The organism is Enterococcus sp. LJL51, from assembly GCF_049894025.1.
Classification (GTDB): Bacteria; Bacillota; Bacilli; order Lactobacillales; family Enterococcaceae; genus Enterococcus_L.
The window spans coordinates 27,472-45,428 of the sequence record NZ_JBNEQE010000020.1 but is presented as its reverse complement, the minus strand read 5'-3'; the positions used below and the strand labels follow the sequence as shown (position 1 = coordinate 45,428).

Here is a 17,957-nt window from a genome sequence, read left to right as displayed (position 1 = left end):
TAGCTGTTCGTTTCTTTGACAGTAGTAGTGACCCAATGGCTGATTACAGAATTCAATTCATTGACTCACAGTATTAATACCTTATGAATCGAATATAAAAAGGGATCTTAGCTACTCCAATTATTAATCGAAGTGACTAAGGTCCCTTTTTGACTTAAAAAAATTATATTGAAAACCGTTATAAAGTTTTTTCCTGCTTCATCTTCTAATTAATCAAGCGTAGAAAAATAGTCATGGCAAATATCTTTTGTTGCGTTATATACCATTTGATAGCGTGCATACACTTTTTTGTATGCTGCTGCTTGTTCTCTTTGAGGCTGAACTACTTCTTTATACGTGACAAATTGACTCGCACATTCATTCAAATCTGAATACCATTGACAGCCAACTGCTGCCAACATAGCCGCCCCTAAGCCAGGTCCCTGCTCTGTCGTTAAAGTAACGATGGGTGTATTAAAAATATCAGCCTGCATTTGCAGCCAATTCTCATTTTTTGCACCCCCGCCTACGGAGACGATTCTCTCCAGCCTTTCGGTAGTTACTTCCTCCATCATTTGCTGGGAGTCTTTTAGCGAAAACGTAATCCCCTCTAAAACACTTCGACTAAAGTGCTTCAGTTGGTGATGCGTATCCATACCAATAAAGCTTCCGCGAATTTGACTGTCACTATATGGGGTACGCTCTCCAACAATGTAAGGTGAAAAGAGCAGCCCGTCACTTCCAGCTGGTACCGTATCAATCTCTGCTAACAGCGTGTCAAAGGACTGATTCTGCGCAAACGTCTTCTTGAACCAATCCAAACTGTTTCCCGCTGCTAAAGTAACCCCCATTGAATAGGCAGCATCTTTTATCGCATGATGGAATACATGTAATTTCCCCTGATAATCCTTGTCTACTCCATCCTCATATTTAAGGAACACACCACTTGTACCGATGGAGCATAGACCAATTTTTTCATTGACAATACCAGCGCCTACCGCCGCACAAGCATTATCTGCTCCTCCAGCAATAATCTTGATGTCCTTAGTAAATCCATAACGTTCTTTTAAATCTTGTTTTAGAAGACCTACAACCTCTGCAGACTCAACAAGTGCTGGAAGAATCGAAATAGGAATGTTCCATTGCTCTAAGATCTCTGTATCCCACTGTTGACTTTCTTGATTCAATAATAATGTTCCAGCCGCATCAGAATAGTCCATATTGTAGTCACCTGTAAGCCAAAAACGCAAATAATCCTTGGGTAGCTGAATTTGTTTCGTCTGTGCCCAAATCTCCGGTTCATTTTCCTGCACCCACAAAATTTTAGGTAGAGTAAAGCCTTCCAAAGCAATATTTTTTGTATGGGCGAGGATAACATCTCCCATTGTTTCTGTAATTTCTTTGCATTGCTTTGTCGTGCGGACATCATTCCATAAAATTGCCGGACGCAACGGCTCATTTTCCTCATCAAGCAGCACTAAACTATGCATTTGTCCTGAAAAGCTAATCCCTTCTAATAAATCTTTCATGTCAGGAATTACTGTCAGCAGTTCTTTTATAACCTTATCAGCTGCTTCAGTCCAGTGAATAGGGTTTTGCTCGCTATATCCGATTTGCGGAGTAGCTAATGGATAAGACGCTGTTGCTTCAGCTACTACTCGTCCATGTTTATCAACTACTAATCCTTTAAGCGCACTTGTTCCTAAATCAAGCCCTAAAACATAAGCCATCTTTTCACCTCTTCTTAAGATAGCTGATGGGAGATAAGCAACTTGTTCATCCCCAAAAGCTAAGCTATAATTTTTTATTTTTCAGATTCATCGGTACTTTCTTTTGCTAAATCCTCTACTAAATCGGTTTTCACCTTACTTTTTCATTTACCTAACTCTGCAGGTCTACTGCCTGAACATATTTCACATCAATTGGAATGGTTGATCAAGTTTTTCTCCCATCAATCGATTTAACTAAATTTTAAATTACTTGATAACCAAATTGGTAGGCCTCTTAATCAACAATAGCAGTGATTCGACCATTATCAACGCCCTTTAGCCATGTATCGGTATAATCAAATCCATAATGAAGAATCTTTCCAGATTTTCCTTGCGACTCAATTACACTCATCACACCTACATCAGGACCTTCAGAGCCTAATGAAAAGACTGTTACGTCCTCTTTATTGGCAGCCCCCCCTGTGTTAATAGGATTTTGCATTTTCATCGGCAGCTCCATTCCTATCATTTTTAGTTACTTCACAAAAGAAAAACTCTCTACAATCCAAACAATTTAATATTCCTATCAAAAACTAACTCAAGCTCCCTTTATAACTTTGCAGCCAATTGTAGAGAACTTTTATCTTTTACACTAAATAATCATTCAGACAAGATTTCACGTACTCAATATGGCTTGATTCCAGTTTAATTTCCTTTAGTTTCAACGCATATTCCGTCAAGCTTTCTAAGTTTTCCTTATCAGCAACAATCGATGCCCCAATTCCTTCTTTAAAGGTCGCATATCGTTTTTCCTTCAAGTCATCAAAGAAACGATCTTCTTTTAATTTCGCTGCAGCCTTCAAGCCTCGTGCAAAAGTATCCATACCTGCAATATGAGCCAAGAATAAATCTTCCATTTCAAAACTTGAACGGCGTACTTTTGAATCAAAATTAATTCCGCCTGGAGCAATTCCGCCATTTTCCAAAACACCGTACATAGCTAATGTCACATCATACACATTTGTTGGAAATTCATCTGTATCCCAGCCTAGTAGAACATCTCCTTGGTTGGCATCTAGCGAACCTAACGCGTTGTTGGTTCGGGCAACTTCAATTTCATGCTCAAATGTATGACCAGCTAACGTTGCATGATTGGCTTCCAGATTTAGCTTGAATTCACCTTCCAATCCATACTTTTGGATGAATTGCAGGGCAGTTGCTGCATCAAAATCATATTGATGTTTGCTAGGCTCTTTTGGCTTTGGTTCAATTAAGAACTGCGGCTTATGCCCAATTTTTTCGCCATACGCAATGGCCATTTTGAATAAACGTGCAATATTGTCTTGCTCAAATGCCATATCTGTATTCAATAAGGTTTCATAGCCTTCACGTCCGCCCCAGAATACATAGTTCTCGCCATTTAGTTTTTTCGAAATATCCAGCCCTTTTTTCACTTGTGCAGCGGCATAAGCGAATACATCTGCATGGTTAGCTGATGCAGCTCCATTGACATACCTTGGATGACTGAACATATTTGCGGTGTTCCATAACAGTTTGATTCCTGTCCGATCCATTTGTTCCTTAATCAAATCCGTAATTTCATCTAAGTTCTTATAGAATTCTTCTAAGCTGTCTCCTTCTGGAGCAATATCAACATCATGAAAACAAAAATACTCTACACCCAATTTTTCTAAAATTTCAAAAAATGCAGTTACTCGATTTCGTGAAGTTTCCATTTCAGTAGAAGCAATCCATGTTCGCTGATTTGTTGGTAATCCAAAAGGATCACTGCCATCTTGTGTCATCGTATGCCAGTATGCAACAGCAAAACGTAAATGCTCTTTCATTGATTTACCAGCAACTATTTCCTCTGGATTGTAGTGACGAAAAGCAAATGGATTCGTTGTTTTGGGACCTTCATATTTAATTTTTTCTACGCGTGGAAAATAGCTCATTATTTCTTCCTCCTAAAAATAAAATGACATTCACGTTAGTTTGTTCTTTTTACAAACTAATTCAACGCCATCATGTTAACCGTTTATCCTATATTAGTCAAGTCTCTTTTTACATTTAAAAAAGATTTATTTAGTGAAATTATAGTTTTTATATTTTAATTCTCAATATAGTATGTTCATTTTACAAACAAACTAGGAAATACAAAAAAACTAGTAAGCTGCACGAATTATATGTATACTGTATTAAGTATATATAACAAACAAATTAATAGGAGGTGTTTTTTCGATGGAAAATTTACATTACACCCGACGTACACCTAATGAATCCTTGTGTCTCGAGCTTATTATGAACAACCGAAATCTTTCTCGAGCAGATTTAGCCACAATGACAGGCCTTACAAAGGCAACTGTTTCTGTCATTGTAAAAAAATTGATTGAGGATTATTTAGTGCTGGAAACAGGAATCGGTTCATCCAGCAACGCGGGAGGCCGTAAACCAATCATCTTGAAGTACAACGGTAAAGCTGGTCTGTCAATTTCGATTGATGTTGGCTATAATTATATTAATGCGCTACTAACCTATCTTGACGGAGAAGAAGTCAGCATTTTTCAAAAGAAACCAATTACCTTGGATGAAGAGACCATAAAAAAATATTTTGCGGAAATCTTCACTTCATTTAACGAAATATTACCCAAGACCAATTACGGGGTTATCGGCGTCGTCCTTGCCATTCACGGACCAGTTTACAATGGCGATATCATTTTTACCCCTCATCATAATTTAGAACAAATTTCTTTTCGGCAAATTGCGGAAGAGCTAAGTGATTATCCCGTTTATCTAGAAAACGAAGCGAATTTATCTGCTTTGGGCGAATACACCTTTACTTCCGATTCTTCCAGTCTAATCAGCATAAACATGCATAGTGGGATTGGTGCCGGGATTGTTCAAAACGGCGAACTACAAGTGGGCTCTCATGGGTTTGCCGGTGAAATAGGTCACCAAATTGTAGTTATGAATGGGGAGAAATGCCCTTGCGGAAATCATGGCTGTCTAGAAATGTATGCAGCCAATAAAGTTTGTTTTGAAAAATTTGCACAAATTAAATCAATGGACTACGTCAATTCCGTCATTCTTCGGGAATATTACCAGAATAACGACCCTGATGCTGTTCAGGTTGTTAAAGAAAACTGCCAGTATTTAAGCATAGGCATTAATAACTTAATTGCCCACTATGACCCTGAAGTTATCGTGCTGAACAGCTCCCTTTATCGTGAAATCCCTGATATGATTCAGCAATTAAAAGGCAGCTTGAAAAACCGTTTTTCAAATAAAGTCATTGTCAGAAATTCCTCTTTAAATGACAAAGCAACTCTTTTGGGCGGGCTTGTACTAAACTTGCAGCATTTTTTAGACGTAGAACGAGTGAAACTCATTGGTTAGTTTTTTTCAACTCATTAATTTTAATTTAGATGTACAGAAATAATTGAAGCACGCTTTTCAACAGTTGGCTTTTCTTCAAAATCTGATTAGTCAAATGGCGACAGGGGATAAGCAAAGATAAATAACAAAAAATCCTAACAGGAAAATTTCCTGCTAGGATTTTTTTGAAGACAACAAGCTTTTAGTTAAGCGCCCAGACACAAAAGAATAGCCTCCAGTAATGGTTCGTTCTAAATAGAGTCTTATTATTGGCCTAACTGCAAATAAAGCTCCGTTAGTTTCGTTGATTTCGTCAACATGTTTGTATAAATAGCCATCGCAGATGAGGAGGAAAAATCATCCCCTGCATTTGTTATTGTTTCTCCAAGTTTAGCATATTCCGCCATCAACTCTGTATAGTCTACTACAGTCAGCTTTTGTTTATCAGAAAAATGTTGGCGTTTACGTTTCATCAAGGCGGCTTTTCCTTGAACTTCAACCAATCTTATCCATCCTTTAATGGGTGTTGGTGAAGGAATCCCATATTTTTAAGTTAATTCTTCATAAGATAGTTTTTCTTTTTGGTATTCTGTTACGACTTCCAATTTGAATTCACTTGACTATTTTGACATAAAAATACCCCATAATCATTAGATTTTCTTGTCTAACATTTGTAGGGCACCTCAGTTTATGTCCCAGACTCTTTCCCTTTCATGTTGCCTTTTTGCATTTATTTTGAAGATTTCCCACGATTGAAGAAGCTCAGCTAAAACAATGGCTTAGTTCGATGATAAGCGTACCTACTGTCAAGTCTCAAGACAAAACCCTTCTGTTCCTGCGATTCCTCTTCCCATGGAGGAGCTCCGTCACACTCTCTTATGATATAGTATATTTAACGAATAAAAAAATGATTTCAGGTGATAAGTATGCAGATCAACAGGCTATTCGAAATAGTTTATATCCTTTTGGATAGGAAAAGTGTCTCAGCAAGAGAATTGACTGAATACTTCGGTGTTTCAAGACGAACTATTTGCCGTGACATAGACGCTTTGAGCACAGCAGGAATTCCTGTCTATACGAAAAGAGGAAAGGGAGGCGGTATCAGTCTTTTGCCTAATTTTGTACTGAACAAATCATTATTAAACGAAGGCGAGCAAACAGAGATTTTATCTGCATTATATGGTTTATCAAGTATTAAAACAGAAGATACTAACCAAGTACTGCAAAAATTATCTACACTATTCAACAAAACCATAACAAACTGGATGGAAGTGGATTTTTCAGGCTGGAGCCATGAAAATGATTTTTTCAATGACTTTAAAACAGCAATCGTCCAACGACGAATTATTGAATTTGATTACTACAATCAAGAAGGAAAGAAAACCTTTCGCCGTGTAGAGCCTATACAAGTTTGGTTTAAATCTAAAGCCTGGTATCTAAAGGGATTCTCTCTAACGAAGCAGGACATACGGTTATTCAAAATAGGCCGAATCAAAAACCTGGTTGTCACTGACCAAAGCTTTACTGCGCGGGATTCCCTGCTACTATCAACTAAAGCTGGTTCTCTCAACCAGAAAGAACCGAATCTGGTCAGAATCAAGCTTCGGATAGAACCAGAAAGAGCCTTCCGAGTGTTTGATGATTTTCATGAGAGCATGATTGAAAAACAGTCGGATGGCGGCTTCATTGTAACAGTCTTCTGGCCAGAGAATAACTGGCTGTATGGGTTTATTTTATCTTTTGGCCGTTATGCGGAAGTATTGGAGCCAGAGCATATTCGTGTCAGCATAAAAAATGAAGCAAAAATGATTTCACAAAAATATTTATAATGTGACACACTGCTGTCACATTTCCCTTGATATACTCAAATAGCAAAACAAAATAAAATTTAGAAATGAGGAATTTTACCATGTCTAAGGCTATTTGGTTTATCACGTACACGCTTAAAGAAAATGTATCAGTAGAAGATTTTCTACTTGCTTCAAAAAGCTGCAACGACGAAGTGTTGTCGAAGCAAAAAGGATTTATTTCCTGGAAAGTACTTCGAGATGAGGAAACTTGGGTTGATTTGGTTGAATGGGAAACTGCGGAAGATGCAAAAAATGGCGAAACTGCTGGTGGAAACAGCTCTGCTGCCCGCGAATTTTATTCTTTCATAAATATGAAAAGCTGTAAGCTGCAGCTATTTTCTGTTGAGGAAAGTCACTGATTTATTTCAGAAGGTTTCTTTATTAAATTGGTTGGTTCTCACGATTCTCAGTCAAACTAAAATCCGGTCGTTCCTGTTTATGAGGTAAGAGTGGCTTTGATATTGTTTTTGCCAATTATCCAGCCCGTTGTCCTGATAATTGACGAAATCCTCTCATACTACCAGAAAAGCTTGGAACAAAATCAGGATGCCTCTGATTTTGTTCCAAGCTTTACGACGTTATTTAGCTTTTATCCTAGCACCAGAATTTGACATAAAAACGCCTTTTTCCAGCTTCATTGCTTTTTTGGAAAATCAAGGTCTAAAATACAATCTATTTCTTAGCTGCAAATTGAGCCGATTGTGTTCCAGCTTGTCTACCAAAAACAATAATGTCAGCAACTGCGTTTCCACCAATACGGTTTTGTCCATGTATTCCGCCAGTAACCTCTCCAGCCGCATATAAGCCTGTAACTGCAGAACCATCTTTATCTAAAACCTCTGTTTTAGTATTGATTTTAACACCACCCATTGTATGATGGATACCTGGTGCAATTTTAATCGCATAGTATGGACCAGTTGTTAAGTCATAATCCATTGCGGTTGTACGTTTGAATGCTTCGTCTGATTGGTCTTTTACTGCTTTGTTCCATGTATCAACTGTTTCTTTTAATGTCTCAGGAGTCATATCGATTTCTTTAGCCAAATCTTCGATTGTCTCACCTTCAATGACAACACCTTGATCTTTGTAGAAATCTACTTGTTTAGCACGTTCAGCTAATGCACCATCAAAAATAAGGTAAGCATAGCTTTCTGGAAGAGCTGTAATGGCTTTAGATACATTGTCGCGAGTTTCCAACTCATTATAGAAACGTTCACCTTGTTGATTAACCAAGATTCCGCCTTCACCACGGACAGTTTCACTAATCAACATACCAGAATCCTGTACAACTGTCGGATGCACTTGAATCTGTTTCATGTCAACCACTGCACCGCCGACTTCTTCGACCATGCGTATACCGTCACCTGTACTACCTTCCGATGTTGTGCTTACATAATCTTTCAGCTCAGGACGATATTCCTCAATCATTTCCTTATTGGAACCAAATCCACCAGTCGTAATAACAACCGCATCTCCAGAAATAGTCTTGGTTTCTCCATCTATTTTTACCTCTACCCCTGTTACCTGCTCCTTATCTTTAATAATTTTGGTAACTTCTGTATTAACAAACAAAGGAATGTCTTTTTCGTAGATATTTCTTACAAGCCCATCTACCAGATAAGCGCCAACTGCAGACCCATCATTCGGACGATGAATTCTTTTCACACTTGCTCCACCACTATAACTGATATTATCCAGTGTAATATCCATTGAATCCAGCCAATCAATCGCAGGTGAAGAATTATCCACTAAATAGCGCAGTAATTCTTTATCGTTCGTCTCTTTTCCGCCCTTTAGAGTATCTTCAAAAAATAAATCATTACTATCTTCAATTCCTTGTGCTTCCTGAAATTTCGTCTCAGAGGCGTTCATTCCTCCTGAAGATTTCATCGTATTTCCGCCGGCAACTGGAAGCTTTTCTAAAATCACCGGATTCATACCTTCCTCTTTGGCTGATAAAGCAGCTGCCATTCCGGCACCACCACCACCAACGATAATAATATCATAGCTGTCTTTTAGCTCAGAAGGATCTGTATATTCTGTTGCAGAAGCCCCTGATGCTACTTCAGCAGAGCTGGAGCTTTCTTTACTTTTCTCTGTGGCACCTTTTCCAGCAGAGTCAGCGCCGCAAGCCCCTAGTAAAAACAACGTTGTTAGTCCGATGAATCCTTTTTTTAGCACACTTTTCTTCACTTATTATTCCCCCAATAATTAAAATACAATAGAAGTAACTTAAATGTGATTAAATGAGCAAGAAAACTCAATAAATAATTACCCAATGTTCTTCCTGACATTTTGAGCAAAAAAGTTTTTTCTACCATAATCAAGTATAGCTGATATCATTTCTTCCCGCAATAACAGATTTTGGACAATAATCAGAAGAAAAATCTGATTATTGCCCTATTCTCGATATATTAGAGCATGACTAAAAAGTAGCTTGGCAGCTGAAACTTTCAGGAACGATTGTGGACAACAAAAAGCAAACACGGCTTATGTAACGTATAAGCGAGTAGTTCTGCCGACAACTTCCCAGCAGGTTTGAAACTATTCGCCATTAACTTGTTCCGACACGCTCTAGTCAATAAACAATACTGTTTTTTATGCTTCTAAAGCTGAATACTTTGTCCTTATTCAGCGACATGTATGATACGCTGACACACTGCGAAATTTCAAGATGATGGTAGTGAGCTGACAGTTAATTATAGAATACCCATTGACCGACTTAGCTTTGATAGATAGTTATAAATAAAGCTTGGAATAAGTTCCACGTTTTACATTGTACCTAGGAAAATAGGAAAGCAGCTTTTCTTTCAATTATATTCCATTGACTTTCGATTCATACCTTCCCTCGATAGCAAGCTTTACACTCTATCTCTCTTCAATCTTCTGACAACCTAGCATACCGTGTTCTTTTTTCAGAAAATCTTTGAACCAATAGAAGCTTTTTTTAGGTACTCGCTTCATATCCCGCAACTCATGATTTCCTCTGTTGACATAAACCATCCCATATCTCTTTTCCATATCGCCCTTAGAGCTCGGCAAATCAATTAGTCCCCACCCAAGATATCCTAGCACATCACATCCATCAATAATCATTGCATCCTTCATCGCTTTGATATGCTGCTCATGGTAGTAAATTCGGTAATCATCCTGAATTGCTGTCTTCCCATCCCATTCTTCCTTTACGCCTATTCCGTTTTCTACAGGAAAAATCGGTATATTGTATTTTTGGTACATCTTATTGATTATATCCCTAAAACCAAGAGGATCTATCCCAAGATTCCACTGATTATTTGAGACAAAAGGGTTCTCAACATCGCCAAAAGATAAATAATAATTTGGTGCTGCATCTGACGGAATGTTTTTATGACTGATGGAACCAGTACAATAGTAGCTAAATGCTAAAAAGTCACTCGTTACTTTTTCGATTTCTGCAAGTTCTTCTTCTGATATATCTAAATCTAACTGCTGTTTTTCAAACGTTCGAACTTGTTTGGAATACCCGCGTCCACAAAAAGCATTTAAAAGGTTTTGATTGATAAACTCGTCCCATTCTCTTGCTATGCGTATATCCTTAGGATCATTTGACGCAGGATACATATTCGAATAGGCCAGCATCCCGCCAATTTCACCATCTGTCGTTTCATGGATGTAGTTAGCAATCTTTGCATGTGCCACCATGATATTATGTGCAATTTGATGGATATTTTCTGTTGTATCTTCTGTAGTTAACGTACCGCCATATAGTAGTGCCAACGGGGTTGAATACAAGTTTTGCTCATTAAAGGTAACCCAGTATTTCACCTTATTTTTGTAGCGGTCTACTACTTTTTTTCCATATTCTACAAAGGCCTCTACAACATGTTTACTCATGAACCCCTCGTAATTTTGTGCTAAGTGAAGAGGCATGTCAAAGTGATAAAGGCATAGCATCGGCTCAATATTTCGTTCCAACATCGCATCGATATAGCGGTCATAAAACAAGAGTCCTGCTTCATTAAATGCTCCATCACCTGTAGGATTAACCCGCGACCAAGATGTTTGGAATCGATAAAAGTTCATCCCCATCTCCTGCATCAAATCGAGATCTTCCTCGTATCGGTTATATCGGTCGATGCCGTCTTTCCAATCTGATGTAGTTTCCGTTGCTTCACGAATATCATAAACGGAATGGCCTTTTCCATCTTCATTCCAAGCACCTTCGGTTTGCATACTTGATGAGGAATCTCCCCAAAAAAATGTTTTCTTTTTCATCATCTCATTCCAATCATCATTCTTCTTTATCAATCGTTCTTTCAACTTTTTAACAGACTAAGAAATTGTCATCTCAGCACTTGCACGAGCAACCCGTTCACTGACCTTCAAAAATGGCAGATAGAAAAATACCAGTGCAACGATAATGATTGCTTGAACAATAACAGCTCGCCAATCTCCCGCTGTTGCTAAAAAGCCGCTTAAAAATGGCGGTGTCGTCCAAGGAATTGTGACAACGCATGGATTTACCAGCCCTACCGCTGTTGCAAAATATCCAATACCTGTACCGATAATAGGAGATAAAACGAAAGGAATAATCATCGGTAAATTAAATACAATAGGCAAACCAAAGATGACAGGCTCATTAATATTAAAAAGATTAGGTCCTAAAGCCAGCTTGGACAAATCTCTATACGCTCGATAGCGGCTAAAAATCAAGATTGCCAGGATTAACGCAATCGTTGAACCCGTTCCGCCCATCAAAGCACCATATACTTGATGAAACGCTGAGTTGATAATATGAGGAGCATCCTGCCCTGCTGCCGCTGCATCCATATTTTCATTCATATTTACCATCAATAGCGGATCCAGAATCGGTCCTGTGATTACAGATTGATGAATACCAAAAGAAAACAGCAAGTTTCCCAGACAAACTAAGAATAAATAGCCAAACAACGATGTTCCAACACCACGTAAAGGTTCTTGAATGAAGCGCTCAATGATTGACATAAAATCATTTCCAGTTAGCTGAATTAGAAATGAAGCTAAGGCAAATAGTGAAACGACAATAATCAAAGGAATCATTGTGTTAAAGGACTTCCCAACTGCTGGTGGTACACTGTCGCCTAAATTGATTTTCAATCTTTTAGATCGAGTGAGACGAATATACATTTCAGTTGCTAACAGACCTGTAATGATTGCGGCAAAAACCCCTTTTGAGCCGATGTTTCCATAGCTGATAACACCATTGATTGTTACAGCTGCTTCTGCATCGATTGGCGTCGTCTCAATCATCAGCGGAAGCAACGTCAGAAATGCCGGAACAACAGCGATGACTACCCCTATTGGGTTGTCATAATCCCTATTTTTTGCCAGAAAATATCCAATGGCAATCACAAGGATGATACCTGTGATATTTAACGTTGCGTTGGCAATAATATTTCCCCAATTTTGCCAAGTCGACATTGTATCCGCACTAATAATATCCTTGAACCACCCAGTAGAATCTAATACTACCGAGTTAATCAGAATGGCAATACCAGCTAAAATGAATAAAGGCATGATAGTCGCAAACGAATCACGTAACGTTCTTAAATAAATCTGATTTCCAATTTTTTGAGCTGTCTGAACAAATTTCCCCATCAAAACTTCTCTTTTTTGATTTTTATTCTCATCCACCATTTGTACCTCCCAAATTATTTATAGCTGCGCGCTAACCTTTAACACATGATAACACTTACAAATATTTTTGTAAATACATAATTAAAATAAGTGTATACTAATTTTATGGAATAAAAAAAGACTCTACTCGACATTTACAAGTAAAGTCCTTTCTTTAACATACCTAGCTAGTTTATATCAGCAACTATTTTTCCTGAAGTGTAGGGATATCTTGTTTCAGATAAATCAAACGGGGTCCCATCATCAAAGAAGACCACCTGATTCGTCTCCAGAATTGGGTCCCCTACTTCGATATTAAACTCTTTACTATCCAAATCATTTGCCTTAGAAGCAATAATCACACGCTGCGCAGCACTAATTATATAACCTAGCTCATCCCGTATATAATTATATATAGAGCCCATCAAAATCTTCTCATCCAAATCTTTGATGTACTTTAGCGGCATAATTGATGTTTCTATACTTCTTGCCTCGTTATTTACATATCTCACACGCTTAATATCATAGACCGGGTCGGTCGTTTTTATCTTCAGTTCCTCAGACTCATACGGAGTCGGAAAGCGAACGTCAAAACGGATGATTTTACTGGTAACCGCCACACCCTCTTGGACAGATGTACCAAATACGCTATTGATTTGCGTGACATTCTTATTGTTCTTTTTGATATTATTTCTGACATACGTCCCTGATCCCCGTCTCGTATACAATAGACCTTCATCGATTAGCAATTGTATTGCTTTTCTGACGGTTACTCGACTTGTATTATAGGATTTAGCCAATGTTTCTTGATCAGGCAACAGTTCGCTTTCCTTGAAATCACCCTCAACAATTTTTTTCTTTAAGGCAATCGCAATTTCTTTGTATTTAGGCATTCTTATCCTCCTCGAAATTTGTATATACTTATATAGTAATAGAATATCTTTAATTTGTAAACAAACTATACAACTATAAAGAATTTGGAAGAGGAAAACTTCTACTTTGCCATTTTAGTTATCAATTCCCGAATTTTAAGCTGCTTTGATGAAGAAAGCCTTATTTACAATAGGATTATCCTTGTTGTAAAAGGCTAATATTTGTAGAATCTCATAACAACCATCAGCAGATTACATAAAATTAAATGAATTGTAGAAAAACCAATAATCACTTCTCCAGTGTTCATACCTAAAAAGCAACTTTACTAAAACTGGCATTCTCATCCTAGAATGCAGTCCCTATTTAGAGATTGAAAGGGCAATTGTTAATCTTTAGAAGACCAATTGATTGCTGCCTTTTTCGCCTGGGAAAACAGCTGGCGATAATTCAGCCGGTAAGTGATGCCATCTTTAATAAAATGTGTACTGCATTGGCGGAACTCAAACGATACATTCTGCTCGATACATTGCTGACGGATGTCAAGGACCCATTGATAGTCCATGAGACGTCCCTCTTTGTGATATTCTCCTCCAGCCATAACCAGTTCAATTCCTGTTAAATACTCAGAAAGATCAATTGGTCCCAGCAGCGGCTGACAAATAATATTTTTATGGCGAATGGGCAGCGACTGTAATATCGGAAGACGTTTATCAGCAATCTGCTGATTTTCAACAGAGACACCGATAGTCACATTTTCATATCCGGAACCCCAGTCACTAGGCAGACACTCCTGCAGCCGTTCGATTCTTTTAGTCAGGAAAATAAACCGGCAATCGGAACGCTCCCGGATCATAGCCCAGCATTCAGCTCGCCATTCATCAGCCTCTTCAAGCAGGAAATCACTTTTAAAACACGTATAAATGGTTGAACCGGATTCGATGACGTAAGTCCCCTTGCTTTTTTTTATTGGCGCATCGAAGCTCTGTGCCTTTACTATTTTATCGGCTTCACGCTGTCTTTTCTTAGCTCCTTCATGAATAAAACAATAGCGGCAGCCTTCGCTGACTCGCTTGCAGCCGCTCCACGGATTCCAAAATGCCATGATAGTTGCTCCTTCCCTTGTTCAATCTTTAACATAGCTCTATTCTATTAATAATATCATAATTTTCTTGACCCAAGTTCTGTAAAATAAAAACAGAGACAGGTTCTTTGACTGAATGAACTGCTCCTTGAAAGAGAATAGTTTCCCATCAAACCAGTAAAAGACCAATCACAGACAGAATCATTGACGGACTGGAGTATCAGTTATTCAAGTCAAAAGAGCTATGGCATACTACAGTCACAGCTCTTTACAGTTTACTTGTATTCTTTTTGAGAACTTGGTCTATACACTCTTATACTCTTTTGCTTGTTCAGTACCGCTTAGTACACGTACCACTCCTTGGTACAATGCGTCCATTTCCATTTCTCCAGCCAACACCTCAACTGGTGCAATCCAGCCAATCCCCTGTTCGATTGCTTCAACAATATAAGTAGAATAACTAATTCCGCCAGTGAGAATGATTAAATCCACCTGTCCATTCAGTACAGCGGCCATCGCAGCAATCTCTTTATTTATCTGATAGCTCATACCATCTAAATAAATTTTAATATTTTCCTCCCCAGCGGCTATCCGCTGTTCAATTGCCCGAATATCGATTTCATTTAAATAGGATTTTAAGCCGCCAATTCCAGCAAGCATCCGTTTAATTTCTGGTAATGTTAATTTTTCCTGTACTACCTTTTCCGCAAAACTGACCAAAGGCAAACTGCCGGTTCGTTCTGGTGTATATGGTCCTTCTCCATCAAGTCCATTGGATAGATCAATGATACGCCCCAGTTTATGAGCCCCGATACTCACTCCTCCGCCTAGATGAGCGACAACGACCTGACTTTCTTCATATTTTTTACCGTGCTTTGCCAGCACTGTCCGAGCCACCGCTTTTTGGTTTAGAATGTGTCCCACTGATCGCCGCTCAATGCCGTTAAGTCCGGAAATCCGAGCAACCGGCTGCAGCTCATCAGTGACCACAGGATCAACAATGTATGCAGCGACACCATATTGTTTGGCAAAATCAGCTGCTAAAATAGCCCCTAAGTTGGAGGCATGCGTATTATATTTTTCTGTTTCCAAATCATTCAGCATATCTTGATTAACTACATAGGTTCCGCCGGGAATCGGCTTCAGCAGCCCTCCTCGTCCGACAACCGCCTTCATAATAAAGGGCTGCTCCAATTTTGTGCTGATAAAGGTTTGAATTGCCTGTCTCCTAAAATCCTTTTGAAGGATAACTCCGGGGAATTCAGATAGCTCTGTACTAGAATGATCGATTTTTTGTTCCGCAAGCACCTGTCCATCAGCAAAAAGAGCCACTTTTGTTGAAGTGGACCCGGGATTAATAACTAACACTACCTCCAGCATATTTTTCACTCCTTTAATTGCTCTAGTGCAAATTCTAATGAGTAAAGCTTATTTTCTACAGAATCACTTCTTGACGTTAAAACAATAGGTATTTTGACTCCAGCGATAAGTCCCCCCGTTGAGGCATTTCCAAATAGAAGTAACGATTTATAAAAGACATTGCCCACATCAATCGAAGGAACAACTAAAATATCAGCATCCCCTTCGATTGGGCCAGTAAATTTTTTATGAGCGACCGCTTCTTTAGACAAGGCCAAGTCTAAGGACAAAGGACCATAAACAATAAACTCCTCTTGATTACGGAAATACTCGGTGACTTCCTGAGCCAAAATGGAGGAAGGCATTTTAGGATTGTAGGTTTCCGCAGAGCTGAGCAAGGCAACCTTCGGTTTTGCAAGCCCCATTTTCTCAGCAACTGAAACGGCATTTTCAATAATTTGAATCTGCTGATCTTTAGTGGGTGCGATATTCATCCCAGCATCAGTTAGTAATAGAGGACGGCCTAATTTGGGAATATCAATGATTGAAACGTGGGAAAGCAAAGACTGGCTTTTTAATGCATGCTCCTTTTTCAACACCTCTTTGAGCATGTCATGGGTTTGAACGATTCCTTTTAAAAGAATCTGCGTCTGCCCGTCCGTTAAACTCTGGACTGCTTTTTGAATCATTGTTCCTTTTTCACAGGAAATGTACGTCCACAAATTATCCTGGTCAATATTTTCAGCTTCATCAAAAATATAAAAATTTACCGCTGAACCATACTTCCTTTTAGCAGCTTTTACCAGTTCCAGTATTTCTGGCTGAGATCCGCCCGGTACTGCAACATTCGTCATCTTCAACTCACCTCTGCACTTTTCTCTACCATACCACAAAGAAAGCGCTTACGCACATAGATATTTATATCCTCTTTTAGTTATGCGTCTCATTTATCGGATATATGCTGTAAGCTAAAAGTGAGGACTTCAAGGCGGTACGCTCACCTGCTATTCCTACTCTGATTAAACCATTAATAGTCAAAGAGGTAACCTTCATTACAAAAGGGAATAGGTCCTATAAGGGATAATTTTGCATGTTTTATGTAGCAAAGTAGTTATATTACAATCTCGAAAAAAACGTTCTACAGTATTCTCGAAAAGTATCCCCTTTTCGTCTTGTCCCTCCAACTTAACTTCTACATTCTTATAATCAGATAATATCTTATCTATTGCTCGTCCAAAAGAAACATATTCCAAGTTGACATCAAATAATAGACAGAACCAGAACGAATTAAAGGTTTGTAATTTAATAGCGTACTGTTTTCATCACCTTTAATATCGAATGATAACAATCTCACTAGCTCTATTTCTGTATACTTTAGTCCTAACATCCTAATCAATCCCCGTTCACCAACTGCTTTAATAGAACCTATATCTCCATTACACTTAAAATTATCCATCCACAGATCGTTATTTTTATAATTATATCTTTTTAGCGCTTTATAAACATTTAGCAAATCAATAATTTTATATTCTATATTCTTATATACAAATGAATTGTTTGTACTTCCATACATTGGAGAAATAAGCTTGTATTCTCGAAGGACATCCTTCTCTACAAGCCACTCTATTCCATTTTCAATGTCAACCTTTATCATATCTCCATTAATAAACGAGTTCATATAACCTGTTTCTTCAGCCAAAGAAGTTTGAATACTCGATTCTAATTCGCTATAGTAAATAAAATTTAAGTCCCGATGTATTTCTAAAACAGGCCAATATGTCGGCCTAGATGACATAAAATAAACAGTTCCAAAGTCTCTGTCCCCGTGTACATATTTTTCAATTTTCCTCGGTTTTTCAAGTCCCATCATTACTGAATTCATGAAGCTCCTTATCGAGTTCCGGCGTGCTTCCAACTGATAAAGTTTCTTGCAAGCTGCATTAAGTTTTCTTACTTCTTTATTTGCATTTTGTATATCATACTTTCGTATGTATTCAACAATTCCAGGAAAGCTGTCCAATAGATGGTCGTATTGAGAGTTAGCTATAGATGAAATATATTTTTCTCCATCTATGCTAATCCCATTTACTATAAAAT

Annotated in this window: 15 protein-coding genes; 3 read left to right on the top strand and 12 right to left on the bottom strand. The window is 38.2% G+C overall.

All coding sequences use genetic code 11. The annotated features are described in order from the left end of the window. Positions 1-209: 209 nt before the first annotated feature. The 3 genes from xylB to xylA all read right to left on the bottom strand — a co-directional run bounded on the left by xylB (position 210) and on the right by xylA (position 3,643). Positions 210-1,709 carry a xylulokinase gene (xylB, locus tag ACPWSO_RS15535; RefSeq protein ID WP_426084497.1) on the bottom strand — a complete coding sequence of 500 codons (1,500 nt, stop codon included), beginning with the start codon at positions 1,707-1,709 and terminating at the stop codon, positions 210-212. 274 nt (positions 1,710-1,983) lie between these two features. Then, the gene (locus ACPWSO_RS15530; RefSeq protein WP_426084496.1) at positions 1,984-2,217 is read right to left on the bottom strand and encodes a hypothetical protein; all 234 of its coding nucleotides are present in this window, start codon (positions 2,215-2,217) and stop codon (positions 1,984-1,986) included. 118 nt (positions 2,218-2,335) lie between these two features. Then, entirely contained in the window at positions 2,336-3,643 is a 1,308-nt protein-coding gene (xylA, locus tag ACPWSO_RS15525; protein ID WP_426084495.1) for a xylose isomerase, read from the bottom strand. 286 nt (positions 3,644-3,929) lie between these two features. Here xylA and ACPWSO_RS15520 point away from each other — a divergent pair, with 286 nt between their 5' ends. Next, positions 3,930-5,084 carry an ROK family protein gene (locus ACPWSO_RS15520; protein ID WP_426084494.1) on the top strand — a complete coding sequence of 385 codons (1,155 nt, stop codon included), beginning with the start codon at positions 3,930-3,932 and terminating at the stop codon, positions 5,082-5,084. A gap of 245 nt (positions 5,085-5,329) precedes the next feature. Here the strand turns inward: ACPWSO_RS15520 and ACPWSO_RS15515 are convergent, their stop codons facing one another. Beyond that, the gene (locus tag ACPWSO_RS15515; protein ID WP_426084493.1) at positions 5,330-5,566 is read right to left on the bottom strand and encodes a hypothetical protein; all 237 of its coding nucleotides are present in this window, start codon (positions 5,564-5,566) and stop codon (positions 5,330-5,332) included. A 423-nt stretch (positions 5,567-5,989) separates the two neighbouring features. On the opposite strand from ACPWSO_RS15515, the gene ACPWSO_RS15510 reads away from it, so the two are divergent. Both ACPWSO_RS15510 and ACPWSO_RS15505 read left to right on the top strand, forming a co-directional pair. Then, a complete protein-coding gene (locus tag ACPWSO_RS15510) occupies positions 5,990-6,892 on the top strand; it encodes a helix-turn-helix transcriptional regulator (protein WP_426084492.1) in 903 nt (300 codons plus the stop codon). Positions 6,893-6,972: 80 nt separating this feature from the next. Beyond that, on the top strand, positions 6,973-7,272 hold the full coding sequence (locus tag ACPWSO_RS15505; protein WP_426084491.1) for a hypothetical protein: 300 nt from the start codon (positions 6,973-6,975) through the stop codon (positions 7,270-7,272). Positions 7,273-7,585: 313 nt separating this feature from the next. Here the strand turns inward: ACPWSO_RS15505 and ACPWSO_RS15500 are convergent, their stop codons facing one another. From ACPWSO_RS15500 to ACPWSO_RS15465, 8 genes are all read right to left on the bottom strand, one after another. After that, a complete protein-coding gene (locus ACPWSO_RS15500; RefSeq protein WP_426084490.1) occupies positions 7,586-9,106 on the bottom strand; it encodes a flavocytochrome c in 1,521 nt (506 codons plus the stop codon). 675 nt (positions 9,107-9,781) lie between these two features. After that, positions 9,782-11,167: a glycoside hydrolase family 1 protein gene (locus tag ACPWSO_RS15495; protein ID WP_426084489.1), complete on the bottom strand. Its 1,386-nt coding sequence runs from the start codon at positions 11,165-11,167 to the stop codon at positions 9,782-9,784. 57 nt (positions 11,168-11,224) lie between these two features. After that, a complete protein-coding gene (locus tag ACPWSO_RS15490; protein ID WP_426084523.1) occupies positions 11,225-12,529 on the bottom strand; it encodes a PTS sugar transporter subunit IIC in 1,305 nt (434 codons plus the stop codon). 206 nt (positions 12,530-12,735) lie between these two features. Beyond that, the gene (locus ACPWSO_RS15485) at positions 12,736-13,440 is read right to left on the bottom strand and encodes a GntR family transcriptional regulator (RefSeq protein WP_426084488.1); all 705 of its coding nucleotides are present in this window, start codon (positions 13,438-13,440) and stop codon (positions 12,736-12,738) included. A 365-nt stretch (positions 13,441-13,805) separates the two neighbouring features. Continuing rightward, entirely contained in the window at positions 13,806-14,522 is a 717-nt protein-coding gene (locus ACPWSO_RS15480) for a DUF5131 family protein (RefSeq protein ID WP_426084487.1), read from the bottom strand. Positions 14,523-14,804: 282 nt separating this feature from the next. Then, a complete protein-coding gene (gene buk, locus ACPWSO_RS15475; RefSeq protein ID WP_426084486.1) occupies positions 14,805-15,881 on the bottom strand; it encodes a butyrate kinase in 1,077 nt (358 codons plus the stop codon). A gap of 5 nt (positions 15,882-15,886) precedes the next feature. Beyond that, complete coding sequence (locus ACPWSO_RS15470) at positions 15,887-16,714, bottom strand: phosphate acyltransferase (protein WP_426084485.1); 828 nt, start codon at positions 16,712-16,714, stop codon at positions 15,887-15,889. A 368-nt stretch (positions 16,715-17,082) separates the two neighbouring features. Then, complete coding sequence (locus tag ACPWSO_RS15465) at positions 17,083-17,742, bottom strand: hypothetical protein (protein ID WP_426084484.1); 660 nt, start codon at positions 17,740-17,742, stop codon at positions 17,083-17,085. Between the last annotated feature and the right edge of the window lie 215 nt (positions 17,743-17,957).